Origin of the sequence: Chromobacterium indicum (genome assembly GCF_039708975.1) — a bacterium.
Lineage (GTDB): Bacteria > Pseudomonadota > Gammaproteobacteria > Burkholderiales > Chromobacteriaceae > Chromobacterium > Chromobacterium piscinae.
In genome coordinates, this window is record NZ_JAYFSJ010000006.1 from 208,767 (window position 1) to 224,930 (window position 16,164).

Sequence of the window (16,164 nt, forward strand, 5' to 3'; positions counted from 1 at the left end):
ATCCTGGGGGGATGCCCTGCCGGCAGCGTGGGGAGACCACACGATACAACTGTTGACATAGTCAGTATCGTTCGCGGGCTCCCGCCGGTCAAGCCATCCCCATGCCCTTTTTCAATTTTCTCGGTCGCGAGAGGGGTACATGCGCCCTAAAAACGACCGAGCGGGAGTCAAGATGAACAAACCAACCCTCTTTCAACTACTGGTCGCGAAAGTCCTCGAGCAACTTAACTCACGCAGTTCCGTGCGTGACGCATACCACTCGCATGGGAGCTCGTTTCGTGGACTAAACCCATCAAACAAGGGAGTTGGAGGCGCCATCCCATTCGAATCTGGTTTAGCCAGACAGGCACTCAGACTGTTCGAACTGGCGCCAGAGGTAGTCTTTATCGTCAGCGAGCCGTTCACCATGGAATACATCCTGGACGGAAAAGTCTACCGCTATACTCCAGATTACCTGTTGCATCTACGCGACGATCGACGCTCCGTAGTTGAGATCAAGAGCCTAAAGGCGGCCAATTATGATTTCAACCGCCGTCGTTTCGAGGCGATTCAGGAAGTCCTTGAGGCCGCTGGAGTAATTTTTGCTGTCCTCACGGAGGAGTCTCTTTGCTCCCCAATCCTTCAACGGAACATGTCTCTTGTAGAACGCCACAATCACTTGGACGTTCCTGCCGTCGCATTGAGTCAAATTTTGGGACACTTACGCCATGGCAGCATCCGGCTCGGCCTGTTGGTTGATTTAATTGGGTGCCGCGCTACAGTGATGGCAACCATCGCCCAGGGCCATATAACAACAGATTTTCGCTCAGCCGAACTCACTGATAACTCTCTGATGAGGAGGGTCTAATTATGAGGCTCCCGAATTTTCTCAGGGAGCCTCAGGGCTCCCCAACTGAAGCGCTACAGCAAACAATCGCTGTTAGTTCTAGTCGCCCGTTCGACTCCTACCCTGTTAGCACACAGGAAGAGGCAATGCGACGCCGAGCCTACGTCGACGCGCTCTGCGCCCAGGCATCTGTCAGTTACACCACATCAAGACTGGAGGTGATTATCCAGCGAGTGGCTCAAACCATCGGAGACTCACGCCCGCCTTCTGCCAGTTCGCTTTATCGCTGGCATAGGGCCCTCGTTAAAAACCCAGATGATCTGCGAGTATTGATTCCACGATTCGATGCGCGAGGCGGTCATGGGCATCGCATGAGTGATGAGATATTGGCGTTGCTGGATGATGTTATCAGCCGGCTTTACCTCACGCTACAGAGGCGCCCGATGACCTCGGTGATGGAGGCATTGCGAATCCGAGTGGCACAAGAAAATACGACAAGGTCCAGCAATCGCCAGCTAACCCTACCCTCCTACGCAACCATTAAACGGTACATCCGATCCCTACCAAAATACGATGTTGATTTGGCTCGTTACGGTCGGGAATACGCCCGGAAAAAATACCGACATAGCAGCATTAGTCCGCTGGCCACCTATCTGCTCGAGCGAGTCGAGATCGATCACACTCCTCTGAATTTATTCGTGATTGATGAGGAGACCTTCCTGGCCCTAGGGAGGCCCTATGTGACCTGGATGATCGACTGCTATAGCCGAATGATTCTGGGCTTTTACATCTCTTTCGCACCACCAAGCATTGATGCCGTGTTTCGATGCATGAAACATGGATTCGAAAACAAAAGGTATGCGCGGGAGCATTATCCAGATATCAACCATGACTGGCCATGCTATGGAATACCAAAACTGGTGGTGGTCGACAACGGCCTTGAATTTCATTCAAAAGACCTGCGTAGAGCCACATTTGAATTAAAGATCGACTACCAGTTCTGCCCACCACGCACGCCTTGGTTTAAGCCAATAGTTGAGCGTTCTTTGAGATCGCTGGCAGAGCAATTCGCCCACCTGATGCCAGGCACCAGCTTCGCAAATTGGTTCGACCGTTATGGCTACGACCCGCTCAAAGAGGGCGTGGTGACCATGCCCGAGCTGGTTCACGCCCTACATGTATGGATCATTGACGTCTACGCGCAGACTTATCACCGAGGAATCAAGCAGACGCCTTATGCGGCCTGGAAAAAGGGTGAAGAACTCTGCACCCCAAGAAAGATTGCGACTGAGCGGCTGACTCTGGCGCTTTCTCAGCAAGCAAATCGGGTTCTTGGCCACGCAGGCATCGAGCTTCACGGCCTCCGATATAACAATGAGGACATGCTCGTTCTACGCAAGCAATTGGGTCATCGCCTCAAGATCCAAGTGCGATTTGACCCAGAGGATCTGGGCCTGGTGAACGTTCTTCATCCTCTCACCAAAGAACCTATCCCGGTCCCCTGCCTCACACCCGAGTACGCCAATGGCTTGCGTTTGTATCAGCACCAATTGATACAGAAGGCTATTCGCCGCGAGGGTCTGCGGGTAACCGACCCGCTAGCGCTGGCGAAGGCCAAACAACACATGCAGGACATCGTCGGCAACCTGCTTCGCAGCAACAAACTAAACGATCGCAAGAAAGGTGCCAAGGCGAAGGGATCTAACTCGAGCCTGAAAACACTTCACCCTCGCCCCTACACCCTGCCTGAAACGAATTGGGATGCCCCCTTCATGCCCGATATCCCGCCAGCAGAACTTGCAGTAATTACCTTGGATAGGGAGGACAGTCATGAATAATCGCCCCTACACCATCGCCGACCTGCGCAGGGCTGAAAACATCCAGGTCATGCATGCTGAGTTTGCCGCTGCTCTCGAGCGATTGACCGATTTTCACACCCTATGGCTTGCGGGATCTGCCCCCAGGAATCTGCTATTAGTCGGAGACTCGGGGACAGGCAAAACCTCTGTGCTAAAGACCTTTGCCAGTCAACACCCCAACAGACCGACCATGGAGGGACAGTATCTTCCAACCGTGTATGTGCGGGTACCAGCCAATCCGACGGTAAAGGGCCTAGCCGAAGCGATCCTCATTGCTCTGGGGGCAAGCCAGCAAATGCGGAGCAGTGCCCAAGAAAAGACAAATCAGGTGATTCAGCTTATCCGCGGCTGTCGGACCGAAATGTTGTTTCTGGATGAGTTTCATCACTTTGTCGATTCGGGTCGCCGTACCTTTGAGGAGGTTACCGAGTGGCTAAAAATCCTGATCGACGCAATGTCGATCCCGACCGTTCTGTCTGGGCTGCCCGAGTGCGAACTGATTTTGCGATCGAATGAGCAGCTCCGCCGGCGGTTTGCTGCACGGGTCACCTTGCCCCCAATCGATTTTTCGAAAACCGAAGACAAGATGCTGTTCCGCGACGTACTTCACGCCTGGGATACGCAAATCAACCAAGGCCGTACGATATGGGGACTCGCAGAGTGGGAACGTGTGCGACGGATGCACTATGCCAGCAATGGGCGCCTGGGATATGCATCCAAAGTCATTATTGGAGCCTTAGAGCTCATGATTCGCTCAGGTGCCACGGAGCTTAGCGATGACATGCTCGAGCAGTCCTTCATCCGTTATGTCTGGAACGAGGGCCGTGGTGAGATGAATCCGTTTAACCCTGCATTTACCTTCCGGCGTTTAAACCAGGCAGGCGAACCCTTCGAGCCGACTAGGTTTACGCGCAAAGGTATCTTTACTACGGCGACTTAACAGGAACCCATAGAGGGCCTGCCATCAAGGATGGGCCCTCTATTCCCATCAATCGTTGGCACTCGATCACACGGGTTATCCCTGCCAGGTAATGACTGGCTCGAAACCTACGCGAATCGTAGGAGAAAACATGCCTCACCGGTTGCTACTACATCCAACCGCTCTTCCAGAAGAAAGCGTCTATGGGTATTGCTTACGCCTGTCTCAGGTGAACGGCTTACGAGGACTCCGTGGACTTCATCGCTACGCTGCCTCCCAGCAACAAATGCCTAATCTCACAATCATCACCGGCCACACCGCACAGGCCCTCTCCCATCTGCGCGGCCCCGCCCCTGCTTGGCTCGAACATCAAGAAGCCTGGGAGCAAGGGCTCACTGTCACCTTCTGGATTAAGTCCCATCGCCGTTGGTGCCCCCAATGCCTCTGTGAGCAGCCGTTTTGGCGAGCTTACTGGGCGCTGGCTCTTGCTACTGCCTGTGAAACGCATAATGCATTGCTGATTGACATATGCCCTAGCTGCCGAAAGCATGTTCCATGGACTGCCGGCGACCTGACGCACTGCCAATGTGGGCAGGATCTCCGTTGCATCCAAACATCTTCGGCAACTCCCCCCGCTCTGCAAAGCTCCCATCATTTACGCCGAGCACTCAACCAAACCGCCAGTACTGCAGACTCTCAATCGGAATCGACGACCCTTCGTGACCACAGCCTGTTGGCAGCAATCCATCTGGGCCAGCTTTGCTCGCTGCTCTGGTTTTTCGGCGCCTATCTATATCACCCTCGTGCCATCAAACCCCAGAAGATCACACAGCATGGAAGCATCTCGGTCGTCCTACCACTAGTAACCATGTCAATGTCAATCCTGGAGGACTGGCCCCATCACTTCCATGCATTCATTGATCGCTTTAGCAAACCCGTCCAGGGCTGCACCGCATCTTTGCGCGTCCATCTAGGGGTGATCCATCAAGCCCTATTCCAACTGTTGAAACACCCTGAACTACACTTTTTACAGATCGAATTTGAACGCTATGTCCACGAGCGCTGGGGGGAGGCTTTCCTCTACGCCGAAGGGCTCAAACACGAGCACCCTATGATATCGGGAGCAGAGGCCGCAAAGATTCTCGGAGTCGATATTCGCTACCTCAAACGGCTCATCGCCGAAGGAGAGCTCCAAGCCACAGGGACAACCAGCTCACATGGCCGCAAGCAACTAGTTGTCGACCGTACAAGTGTCCTTGCCCTCAAGCAGTACAAAGGAGAAGAGATCCCTCTCAGAAAAGCAGCCAAAATCTTAAGAATCAGCCCTCCCCGCATACGGTTATTGGTTAAGGAAGGGCTGCTGCGCCCTGCGTACCCAGGCAGAGGGCATCTGTCGAAACACCTCACCCTTTACGGTAAGGACATCAACACGTTCCTGGCTCTGCTCAGCCATGATGAATGCCATCAATATGCCGAGAGCACGGACCTGATCAGCGTATGGCGAATTGGGAAGCAGTGGCTGCGCGGCGACGAAAATTTCCTACATCTGATCACTGCTCTGACCCGCGGGGAGTTGAAGGCTGCAGGCAGAGATCCTGATCAATTTGGAATCCGAGCATTACTACTCCATCGCCTCGAATTTCGTGCCTGGTTCGACCATCTACACGCCGAACAAGAACTCATGAGCATCCCGGATGCAGCCCGATTTCTGCATATCGACGACTGCACCATTTACTACTTTGTCCAAGCAGGTCTACTGGCCTTGGATGAACATCGGCTTTATCGCTTTGGAAAACATATTCCGGGGCTTCGAAGAGCCACCTTGGTCGATTTACAGAGGCAATACTTGTGGGGAGAGAGATTGGCACAAGCCACTGGGATTGACCGTCTCCATGCAGCGGCCAACCTGATACACCAAGGTGCCAAACCTGTCGCAGGTCCTTGGATTCACAAGCACTGTTGCTATGTTTTTAGAAAAGAAGACATTTTGAAAGCAACGACAGGGCCAAGGCTAGAGACGTCAGCCAATGGAACCCACTGAATCGCCCCTCCTTTCCTAGACACCTCAAGAGCCTCACTGGACTGACTCGGCACATGCATTGGATCCGCAGCTCACCATCAGAGTGGAGGCAAGACGTCCTGCCATCGAACACACCCTCGCAGTCCTCAATGCTCGCGAATTGAACAGCCCGCCAGCCAGAGCTATCAAACATTAAGGTAGGCAGGAAGGCATGCTATTTTTAGCACATGTGGGCGTGTTACTTTAGGCTTTTTCATTTATTTAGCTGTACAGCTAAAGTAGCAAAGCAAGCTAACGACAGCCGAGCATAGCAACCCAACAACCATCTGGTGCTGGTTATCAAAATTAATCAATTTATGACACTTAATAATTAAATGTTTTAAGCAAATGTCATTTTTAGCAAATTTTATAAGTTTATCTTTTTTTGCTAAACCATGCATACATCGCTAAATGCTCTATATCTGCCTCCAGTCGCGCGCCAAAAGCTCCCTATCGCCAGGTCACTCACCCCGTAAAGGTAGCTGCCGCATTTATGAAAAAGGCATATACGCAGAAAAATCATACCTACGGTCGTATTTGACGAAAACGTTCAGACCCATCTATTAAGCGCAGACAGATCAATGAGAAAAGCAGCTCAAGCAAGGCTAACATTCATCCCAATAAAGTGATGAATAGTTCACCGTATATATAAAAGCAGATAGATCACATGAATGACATTTGCGCATTATGGAAAAATGATTAGCCAGAGCATTAAAAGCCACTTTAGCAATAGCAACTTTAAAGTTGAAATATAAAATCCAACAATATTCTACAAACGCTCTTCATTCTCACAAAAAAAACTTAAAGGACCAAAATTAACTTGAGTGACATGATCTGTCACAGGGATAAAATTCATCAAATGCTTCGTTCCAACATCAAAAAGATGATATTCATCAGCCAACCCACCATACTCTGATCTAGAAATATTTTTTCTCTCAATAACTAATGACACGGCCTCACCATTCATGGCGTAGCTTGGCGAAAACTGCAATATCCTATTAACAAAATCTCCCGTTTTAGATTGAAAGAAAAAATGTGCAGTTCCATTCTTCATGTCCAAGTCAATAAAACCGCTTACCATGGCCTCCATCCCATTTTTACGGGGAAATTTCATTTCAGATATTTTAGCCGTACAAACAACACTACTATCGAATAGATAATTATTGGCAGCATATCCCACAAAAATGAAAGACAAAAATGAAATCAAAGCAATTAAAAGGTTATTTGATTTTTGCAATTCAAATCACTCCTATCTTTTTTATCACAAAGATATACAGCCGTACTACGTCGACTTTTTATATAAAATACATCACCACTTGACTTGACTATCTTCGGCACATCTTTATAAACAACGCCTACTGTATAAAAGCTACTACTCCCCAAATTGATTTTATGCACATAAAAACTAGGCATGAAGTTAGAAATCTGCCATCCCAGAGCAAACCCCAAGCTCCCAACAATAATAAAAACAAAAAAATTAGCCAGTGCAGCACTATCTTTCCAACCAAGTATAAACTGACTCACCATATAAACTAGGCCACCAACATTCCTAGCCCCCTTTAATTCCTCGTGCACTTTTACTTTATCATTTTCACCTTCTAACACATCCTCAACCAATTGACTCTCATCTGACTTCTGAGGTACAGACTCTATATGGCCAATAGACGAATCACCCTTAAGCTCGCAAACCCCAGTGAACACGCATCCACGTCTAGGAACTGTTTTAATCAGTTTTGGGTCCAAGCCAACCTTTTCGAACTGACCTCTCAGTTCAAATATTAGCTTATGATAGCTTGAATCAGTTACAATTATTTTTCCCCAAATAGCATCTATGAGACTAGCCTTTTCAAATACTCCTCTAATCAATTGAGCAAGAAGAAGATTTTCATTATACTTCAACTCAATACGCTCCCCACTCTCTGCTTGCAAATAGCCATCAGAACAATCGTAAATAACCTTACTCTCAATTAACCACTTCCCAGGTGTCATTCTACAATTCCTCACATTCTATTAATCAGCCAAATTGACCAGCACCCAATTCAACATCATCTCGTATTCATTATAGATTATAATTCACCCCTTACTCCAAAATGCAAACACCCCCTGTCAAAACTCCCGCCCGATGGTACTATATTTTTTGGGGCAGCCATTTTGTACCAAACAACCCAAACAATCAACTTCACATAAAGACAAACAGTTAGCATGTTTAATTAAAGATACGACGACTTATTAACAATTTCCATTCTCAACTAGAATTGATTTCCTACAAAACTTCGCTCTTACTCTCATTCATAAATATGCCTGCACTTCCACATACTTCCAGGCAAGACACCACAAGCACGCAAGAGGAAACTTAAACCATATCCATTAAGGGCCAACAATAACAAATAACGCTTAGTAAGATTTAGTAAGAGTTACTAACTGGACATCCCTTCTCTTAGGTTGTACATTTACCCTAATCCAAACACTACTAGGCAGACCTGAAATGTCACAATCTTTTCAACTCGTATTTGACAACTCTTTGCTAGATGCTCTTTCTTGCGAAAACCAAAGCATTTCCCTATCAATATGCATTGGAAATCGAAAAGTTAGCGACATTCAAATCTGCAAAAATACCGTATCTTCTATTTTGACTCATAGCACGGCATTCTCAGTAGAAGATACATATCGAGGGAATGAAGGGCATCAGATAAATTTCAAGCCAGCTACTGGTTGGAATCAAGCAGATGTTTTAAAGTCTATGCATGCACCCTGGAGAGACTTTCCTGTTCAAAAACAAGAAAAATCAACCTTTCAACACATCGCTCTCTCAGGGGCATCTGGCGATAATTTTTAATTTAACCTCACGCAGCACAAAAGGCAAAAACTGGGAGATAATACCCAGCCTTTCCAATTACAATTCCACTTACCCCCTCCCTATCTATTGACCTCCTCCCGACTAACCGAGCGGTCTAGTCTAGCGATTTCCGGCTTCAAGGTGAGCAAGTCGGAACTCGCTCGGAATCTGGTCGCCCAGCGAACTGTGAGGCCTGAATTCGTTGTAATCCTGTCGCCAGCACTCGATTTTGTCACGTGCGTCATCCAGCGACAGAAACCAATGCATATTCAGGCACTCATCCCGCAGACTGCCGTTAAACGACTCGATAAAAGCATTATCCGTGGGTTTGCCTGGCCGCGAGAAGTCCAGCGTGACACCTTGTTCGTATGCCCATTGATCTAGCGCCATCGATATAAACTCGCTGCCATTGTCGACCTGAATCCGTTGCGGCGTCCCGCGCAAGGCTTGCACATGCCGCATCGTAGCGACCACGTCCACGGCTTTCAGCGCGCAATCCACCGTGATCGCCAGGCTCTCCCGGCTAAAATTATCCACAACAGTTAAGGCCCGGATTTGCCGGCTGTTGAACAGCTGATCGACAACGAAAACCATACTCCAACACGCATTCAAATTGGAGGCGGCCGGCCGGATTTGTCGATGCGCGGCTGCCACCCTCCGCTTGCGCCGCAAGTTCAAACCTTCCTCGCAATAAATCCGGTAGGTCTTCTTGTGATTGATCAACCAGCCCTCGCGCCGCAGCAGGATGTGGATGCGGCGCGCGCCGTAACGAATGCGGGTGGCGGCGATCTCGCGGATTCGCTGCCGCTCGGCACGATCATCACGCGGATGTGGGCGATAAAAATAGCTAGCTTGCCGCAGTTGAACGACGGCAGTGGCGCGACGGATGCTGACGCGGTACGCGTCAATCAGGAAGTTGGCCAACTCGCGTTTGCGGGCCGGCCTCACAGCTTTTTTTGGATGACTTCCTGCAGCATCTGCTTGTCCAGGCTCAGGTCGGTGACCATGCGCTTGAGGCGGGCGTTCTCCTCTTCCAGTTGCTTCAGGCGGCGCAGTTCGCTGACGCCCAGGCCGCCAGATTTCTTCTTCCAGTTGTAGAAGGTGGCTTCGGAGATACCCATCTTGCGGTAGACCTCGGCGACAATGGTGCCGGATTTCGCCTGCCACAACGAGAAGGCGATCTGTTCTTCGGTAAACTTCGATTTTTCATAACAAACCTCCTGCCCAGGTGGGCTTAAATTTGTCAGAAATCTCTACATCTTACCGCTACGTTTTTTCGAAAGGGGATCAGTTACGATCAACAAATATTTCACTTTGCAATAAAAAATATCAGAAATTAACCGCACATTCATGATGCGTAGATAACTCATATCAAAGATTAGTATCAAACGTCACCGTCACCGCGCCGCGGTACTCCCCCGCCGCCATCGCGGCACGCGTATTGCTGTCCACCTGGAATTGCAATTCGGCATTGTTTACCGCTCGTTGAAAAGCAGCAGTTCCTGTATAGTCAAATCGCGTCGCCTGGTCCCTGCGCACCCGCGTTAATGTCCCATTGTTGTAGCCTGGAATCGATGCCGATACCGTAAACGGCGCATGGTGGCTATTATCACCCGTCCTCACCAATGGGCAGTTCTGCGTATACTGATTACCCGCCTGACCCGTTATTGCGGTACAAGCACCCAACCGAATGCTAAATGGGGCATTGCTAGCCAAGGCCAGTGGCACACGCCCAAATAAGGTGCCATCATCTTCTCTCTCCAAGTTGACGTTTGTATTTTCTACTTGAACCACTAAATCTCGTTGAACCGTTAAGATAACATAAAGATCAAACTGCCTATGTGAGTGGGTTCTATAACCAGGAGTAGTAAATATAATGTCTCCTCCTGCTCCTTCCTGAGTTAACAAGAAAGAAACCCGTCCTCTATAGGTACCGGCTGGCAAGTCATCCAAGTTGGCATGAGCAACTTGATACTCCAAAAATGGAGAAAGTAACCCATACCTATTCCCTGCAGGTAAATTATCACTAGTGCACTGATTTACACCCTGACCAAAATTCCATAAGAAATAGACCCTACCAGCAGTATTCCCTACTGCACTCACTGTACAACCAGTAGAGACTGTGCTCAAAAAATCAGATTCATTTCGCTCTAATGTCCCTCCAACTGAGTTAATAGTGACATTCAACATAGCATTTGAACCATTAGGGAGAACGCCTGCATTGAAAACCACAGCTTTGGTTCTATTTACAAGCCTTACCCCATAAGCTGTTGGATGATTATGTCCATTGTAAGCGATAGACCAATGTCCTGCTTCCAGCGCAATCATCCGCGCTCGCTGAGTATCAGTACAAGTCATCAATCCACACTGATATGCAGGCCTCCCACGCGCACCCGTATTAAATACAAGTGGATTAATTGCGGTAGGGTTAAAGTTTACGTTCACGTCCACATCTACAGCCTCTGCCACCGATGACGACAACCCACCCATGCCCAGTAGCAGCCAAACAGCCAGAGCACGCCAAAAATTCAAACCATTCCTCATCCTGCGTTCTCCTGATCATTTGCCTGCCCACCGGCCAACTGCTCTGGGCAACCGATATCACCCAAAAACACCACCTCGCCGTCCCGCGGCCAGGTGGCTGGGTCGAAAACCAGTTGGCAATGCTTGACCCCGGCACGCTCCACGCTCAGTTCCGGCGTGCTGGCGTGCACGTCCAAGGTGAACACGCCGCCCACATCGCTCAGCGTGCGCCCGGCATGGTTGACCAGGCTGGCACCGGCCCAGGGCTGGCCGGCGGCATCCAGCAAGCGCCCCATCACCGTGACCACCCGCATCAGCTTGAGTTTTTGATAGCCAACGCCGCCACGGTTCAGGTGGTAGCCGGCGCTAGCCGGCCGCAGGCTGAGCGCGGCGCCTCCCGCCGCTTGGCCCAGGCTGAAATTCAGCCGCCCCGGCTGGTAGGCGGATACCGGCACCAGATTGCGCCCCGGCCGCAGCCGCTGCGCGCCCCAGCGGCCCTGAGCACTCAGGGCCGCGTCCGGCTGATCAGTTTCCACTTCCACAATCATCCCGCCGCCTCCGCCTGCCAGGCCGCCGCTCAACGCCGCGCCGCCGCCGCCCAGCGCCACCGTGCTGCGCAGATTCAGGCCGCCGCTGAAGCGGTGATTGGCGCCGCGGCTCAGATAGGCGCTGCCGTCCGCCAGCGCGTGGCTAAAGCCGAGACTGCCGTTGACGCCCACGCCCCGGCTGTCGGCGTTCAGGCCGACGCCGGCCGAGCGCAGCGCCGACTGCTCCCATTGCTGCTGCACATTCACCGCGGCATAGGCCTCGTTCGAACGCCGGCCCAGACTAACGTTGACGCTGCGCCTGGATTCGCCCAAGCTCAGGCTCAAGCCCGCCTCCATCCCGCGTCGTCGCGGCTGCGCGGCGGCGCCGGGCTGATCAAACAACGTCAGCCGCAAATCGACATCCCGGTCCTTCCAGCGCTGACGCCGGTTCAGGCCCAGGTCCACCCCCACGCCGCCCCGCGCCTCATGACGCAGATTCAGGCTGACGCTGTTGCGCTCGCCCAGCTGCCGCTGCCAGGCGGCCGACCATTGCCTCTGGGCCTGGCCCTGCGGCTGCCATTGCTGTTCCATGCCCAGTTGCAGGCCGCCCGTGGCGAACGTTCGCGCCAGCTGCGCATGCCAGCCCTGGCCGCAATCGCGCAGGAAAACACCGCCGTCCAGCCGCAGCCGCTCGGCCAGTTCCCAGTCCAGGCTGGCGCCCAGCTCGCCGCGCTCGCCCTGCCACAGCGCGGCGGCACCCAGCAGCAGCCGCGGATGCCACAGATAATTGAGTATGCCACCGGCGCTCCAGCCATGACCTTGATGCAGACGGCCCTCCGCCGCCAGGCTGCGCTGGCCGGCAAACAGGTTGTAACGCCAGCGCCGCTCCGGATCGCCCCAACGCTGCGGTTTGTACACCCACTCCCGCCGCCGGATCAGTTCGACGCCGTCCTTGCTCACCCGCAATTCCACCGGGTAAATGCCGCCGGGCAAACGCTTGGTATCCAACGCTTGCAAGCCGCCATCCAGCCGCTGGCTGTACAGCAGCACGCCATCACGATAGAGCTCCGCCACGCTGGCAGCTTCGGCGCTGACCTGGATCGGGCTGAGGCTAGGGAATTCACTATCGCGCAGCAGAGCATCGGAGCTGCCGGCCATCACCCCCACAACCGTGTCGCCGCTGCGGCCCGGCATCCGCACCATGCCCTGAGCGCCGGGCGCAAAGCGGCCGGCGCGGAAAAAATGGCGCGGCCACTCGCGCTGGGCATACCAGTGGCCTAGCGTCTGCCGCCAGCGCTGCTGCCGCGCCGCGCTTTGCGCCAGTTGCAGGCCGCCGGCCAGCGTCCACTGCCCCAGGCTGCCGCTGACATCCAGGTTATAACGACCGGTCAGTTGCTCCTGCCCGGCACCGGAAAGACTCAAATCATTGCTCAGCAACAAGCCGTCGCCACCGCTGGCCGGCAAGGCGTAAAAAGCGCCGGCCGCTGCCAGTTCCGCACGGCCGGTCAACAGCTTGAGCCGGGATTCTGCGATATCGTATTCCAACGCCAGCAATTGCTCCGGACACTCGCGCGCGCATGGCCCCAGCGCGCGCGGCTGCGCCAGATACGCGCGCCAGCGCGCCAACTCGGCGTCTTCTTTCGCGTCCACGACCGGCAGCAACCGCACGCTCCCGTCCCTGCCCAACTCCGCCTCCACCTCGCCCAGGCTTCGGCCGTCCAGCCACAGCTCGGACCAACGCGGCACCAGCAAAGCCTCGCGGAACTCCGCTGGCATCCGCGCCAGCTGCTCGCGCCAATCGGCAGGCTCGGCGGCGGTACGCTGCGCCAATAGCAAGGCACTTGCCGGCAACAGCAACAGAGGAATAAGGGGAAAATAGAATGACATCACGCAGGGTTCGAAGACAAATGTTCATAGATATCTGGAAAGCGGGCTGGGAGTGGATCGCCGTGGTCATGACAAACCACATCCGAGCGGCTCTCGAGGCCGATGCCTCCCGCAAGGGTGGCATCGGCCATATTCCGCCTTACAACGTCGAAGTAAACTCCACCCCCACAGCACCAGCGTAAGCACCCTTCGCTTGGTTGGCTTGCACCGCATTGGCCGAACGAATAACCAAGTCCACATCATGGTTAGTCAGCACATCACCAGTCATTGCGCCTGCCGCCACAACATCCGCAGCAGCGCCAGTCAGCGTATAGGTGGCAGCATGTGCTCCTTCGCGCACAATGTCCGCCGCCAAGGCAATGGTGTTGCTGCCAGACGTCAAAGCAGTAACTGTAGTCGTCCTCGCCCGAACCACCCCGGCATTGCTGTTAAAGCGCAGGGGAAACGTTGCCTTCAACACACCATTCGGCTCCAATGTCATAGCCGTAGCTGCTGCACTTAGAGGGTTGTTACTTCGGTCAGTCACGGTCATTATGTCCGCAACGGTATAGCTCACATTAAAAGTGTGCGTTACCGTCTCAACAGCTGCAGCGCTACCCGACACCAACAGCATAGCCACGGCCGAAGCCAGAATCGATTTCTTGTTCATCATTTGAAATTCCTCATTCAACAACAATTAAAAAAGAGATTTTTCTTCATGGATGGCTCAACCACCATCCATGCCCAAAGTGAGTTTTACGCCACTCGCCGCAGGGAAAAAATCAAGACTACGCGGCACATCAGCGACCAGCCCCAAAAGAGGGAAAGAGACGGTCGCCGACAAACTGATTAGCAACACCTATCCACGCTACAGACCGATGCACTTAAATGCCATTGACATTCAACAATCGATTCCTGCTCTTCAAACACCGATCTGAAGCTCAATGCAAATCAAATGGTCGCGATTGCTCACCCTCCTTCAAGGTAAAGCGATAATGCTGGCCATCCTTAGGCACTAGCTTGCTCTGGCCGGGGCGCAAATGGATCAATTGTTCGCCGCTGCATTGTTGCTCGCGACAGGCTTTGAAATACTGTAGCAACACCGTGCTATTGCCGTTATTGCGAATAATATGCTGGCCATCGCGCTGTTCAATGCGGGTATCAAAATGCGTGCTCAACGGCCGCACGATCAAGATCGCACCGTAACCGGCCAGCACCGTGACTCCAGCCTTGAACGATTGCTGATATTGCTCGGCTGCAGCTTCGTCCAGCTTGAATTCATCCTGGGTTTGCGGCACCACCGGGTTGAAGCCTATACGGTAGTAGCGTTCTTGCTCGCGCTTGCCAATATGCACCAAACGCACCGTAGCCCGGCCTTTGGCCGGCACAATCAAGTGAGATGGACTGGCCAGCAAACCATCTTTCTTTTTAATCGCATCGCCGTCGGCTTTATCATTGGACGTATATTCCTTGCCACCCTCGTCAAAAAATATTTCTACCGGGGTCACCTTGATATAGGCAGTACTGCTGCCTCGATTCCACACTGGCTTAACCAGGAATTGCTTTGACATCGACATATATTCATACATGGATCCGATATCAATGCTCGGCGTCGCCCGCGCCAACGGCGCTATTAGCACGGCTAAAAAAAAACAATACAAGAAATTGCGCTTCACAACCTTAACCTTTGCATTAATCCACCCAGAGCGGCATCTTCGCCTGCACGCTTTCCATTTCAATACCAGCACGATCCATTGCTTGATCTGCCACGCCACCTGCCGAACCAAATAATAATGGCCACTTAAGAAGCATGCTGACCATCGCCGAGAAATAGTCAATCAGACACTAACACTAATCGCCGGACCAATCGCCGCAGTCGCCATAGCAGTGACTTGCGCATAGGCAGCTACACCAGTGCTACTTGCAACCCCTTGGGATAGAGAGGATGCTGGCTCTACACATGACGCCATCGCAGTTTGTCTCTGAAGCAGATCATTCAATGACTGATTCAACAAGCCAGATTGATCTGTAGAGTTGATAGCGTGTGACAAGATACTGCTAAATTTTTGTTGAAAACTCACGCGATGCCCGATATCCAAAGCGGAAAGGATCAGCAAAGCTGCCAAAGGACTTATTTCCTTCTTATCCTTATCATTATTTGAGCCCAGCAAAAAAATAGTCGTTTGCCCCGTCGCAGAAGCCAAATCAGGACCCATGCTAGCAACAGGTGAAATACGGCCAGAAAATTGAGAAATGTTCACTTTTAAAACCTAAATATGAATTTCCAAGAATTACCAGATCAAGCCCTCACCCTACTCAGGCAAAACAACTGAAACCATTAGGCAATGAATTGGCATCCACTCATATGTTTCTCTCTCCCAAACAAGGCTCACAAGCAAAAAATGAAATCCCAACTTGCCTACCATACACACGAGGGGCAATGCATAACAACTGCCAACGCATCGAATCAGAAACGAGTCACATCATACGAAAACCAAGCGAAATATTAAAATTAATAAGCATTACCACTCCGCCGCCTTCATTAACAATCATTACTAGCTGCCCCTCACCCTTACCAAGCCTGACGAAACAAGAGCGCAATGCAAATTCGCATGAGCCCACGCCAAACCCATCCCACCCAAAAGAACCAGCAAAAGTCGTATGCAAAATCACGAATCAGGCCCTCTGACCAATACTACAAGTGCGGTCCAGACAGAAAAGAAAGTGAACTCACCAACAAAGCCGATCA

The 16,164-nt window shown here is 51.9% G+C and carries 13 protein-coding genes; 5 read left to right on the forward strand and 8 right to left on the reverse strand.

Annotation, left to right across the window (positions count from 1 at the left end; genetic code table 11):
* Window positions 1–172 precede the first annotated feature (172 nt).
* From VA599_RS10375 to VA599_RS10390, 4 genes are all read left to right on the forward strand, one after another.
* On the forward strand, window positions 173–847 hold the full coding sequence (locus tag VA599_RS10375) for a TnsA endonuclease N-terminal domain-containing protein (protein ID WP_346788493.1): 675 nt from the start codon (window positions 173–175) through the stop codon (window positions 845–847).
* A gap of 125 nt (window positions 848–972) precedes the next feature.
* Window positions 973–2,664: a Mu transposase C-terminal domain-containing protein gene (locus tag VA599_RS10380; RefSeq protein WP_346788494.1), complete on the forward strand. Its 1,692-nt coding sequence runs from the start codon at window positions 973–975 to the stop codon at window positions 2,662–2,664.
* Complete coding sequence (locus tag VA599_RS10385) at window positions 2,657–3,625, forward strand: TniB family NTP-binding protein (RefSeq protein WP_346788495.1); 969 nt, start codon at window positions 2,657–2,659, stop codon at window positions 3,623–3,625. The genes VA599_RS10380 and VA599_RS10385 overlap by 8 nt, the downstream gene beginning before the upstream one ends.
* Before the next feature lie 130 nt (window positions 3,626–3,755).
* Window positions 3,756–5,645 carry a TniQ family protein gene (locus tag VA599_RS10390; RefSeq protein ID WP_346788496.1) on the forward strand — a complete coding sequence of 630 codons (1,890 nt, stop codon included), beginning with the start codon at window positions 3,756–3,758 and terminating at the stop codon, window positions 5,643–5,645.
* A gap of 787 nt (window positions 5,646–6,432) precedes the next feature.
* Here VA599_RS10390 and VA599_RS10395 read toward each other — a convergent pair.
* Window positions 6,433–6,900 (reverse strand): hypothetical protein, encoded by a 468-nt coding sequence (locus tag VA599_RS10395; protein ID WP_346788497.1) that lies wholly within the window; start codon window positions 6,898–6,900, stop codon window positions 6,433–6,435.
* Window positions 6,876–7,652 (reverse strand): winged helix-turn-helix domain-containing protein, encoded by a 777-nt coding sequence (locus VA599_RS10400; RefSeq protein ID WP_346788498.1) that lies wholly within the window; start codon window positions 7,650–7,652, stop codon window positions 6,876–6,878. Before VA599_RS10400 ends, VA599_RS10395 begins: the two co-directional genes overlap by 25 nt.
* 496 nt (window positions 7,653–8,148) lie before the next feature.
* Between VA599_RS10400 and VA599_RS10405 the strand changes: the two genes are divergently transcribed.
* Window positions 8,149–8,499: a hypothetical protein gene (locus tag VA599_RS10405; RefSeq protein WP_346788499.1), complete on the forward strand. Its 351-nt coding sequence runs from the start codon at window positions 8,149–8,151 to the stop codon at window positions 8,497–8,499.
* A gap of 120 nt (window positions 8,500–8,619) precedes the next feature.
* Here VA599_RS10405 and VA599_RS10410 read toward each other — a convergent pair.
* From VA599_RS10410 to VA599_RS10435, 6 genes are all read right to left on the reverse strand, one after another.
* A protein-coding gene (locus VA599_RS10410) for an IS3 family transposase (protein WP_429838634.1) occupies window positions 8,620–9,746 on the reverse strand; the annotation gives its coding sequence in 2 pieces (ribosomal slippage) (window positions 8,620–9,449 and window positions 9,449–9,746; 1,128 coding nt in all).
* Window positions 9,747–9,870: 124 nt separating this feature from the next.
* Window positions 9,871–11,043 (reverse strand): hypothetical protein, encoded by a 1,173-nt coding sequence (locus VA599_RS10415; RefSeq protein WP_346788500.1) that lies wholly within the window; start codon window positions 11,041–11,043, stop codon window positions 9,871–9,873.
* Window positions 11,040–13,436: a CS1-pili formation C-terminal domain-containing protein gene (locus VA599_RS10420; protein ID WP_346788501.1), complete on the reverse strand. Its 2,397-nt coding sequence runs from the start codon at window positions 13,434–13,436 to the stop codon at window positions 11,040–11,042. Before VA599_RS10420 ends, VA599_RS10415 begins: the two co-directional genes overlap by 4 nt.
* A 139-nt stretch (window positions 13,437–13,575) precedes the next feature.
* On the reverse strand, window positions 13,576–14,088 hold the full coding sequence (locus tag VA599_RS10425) for a hypothetical protein (protein ID WP_346788502.1): 513 nt from the start codon (window positions 14,086–14,088) through the stop codon (window positions 13,576–13,578).
* Between the two features lie 268 nt (window positions 14,089–14,356).
* Window positions 14,357–15,163: a hypothetical protein gene (locus VA599_RS10430; protein ID WP_346788503.1), complete on the reverse strand. Its 807-nt coding sequence runs from the start codon at window positions 15,161–15,163 to the stop codon at window positions 14,357–14,359.
* A gap of 90 nt (window positions 15,164–15,253) precedes the next feature.
* Entirely contained in the window at window positions 15,254–15,676 is a 423-nt protein-coding gene (locus tag VA599_RS10435) for a hypothetical protein (RefSeq protein ID WP_346788504.1), read from the reverse strand.
* Window positions 15,677–16,164 lie beyond the last annotated feature (488 nt).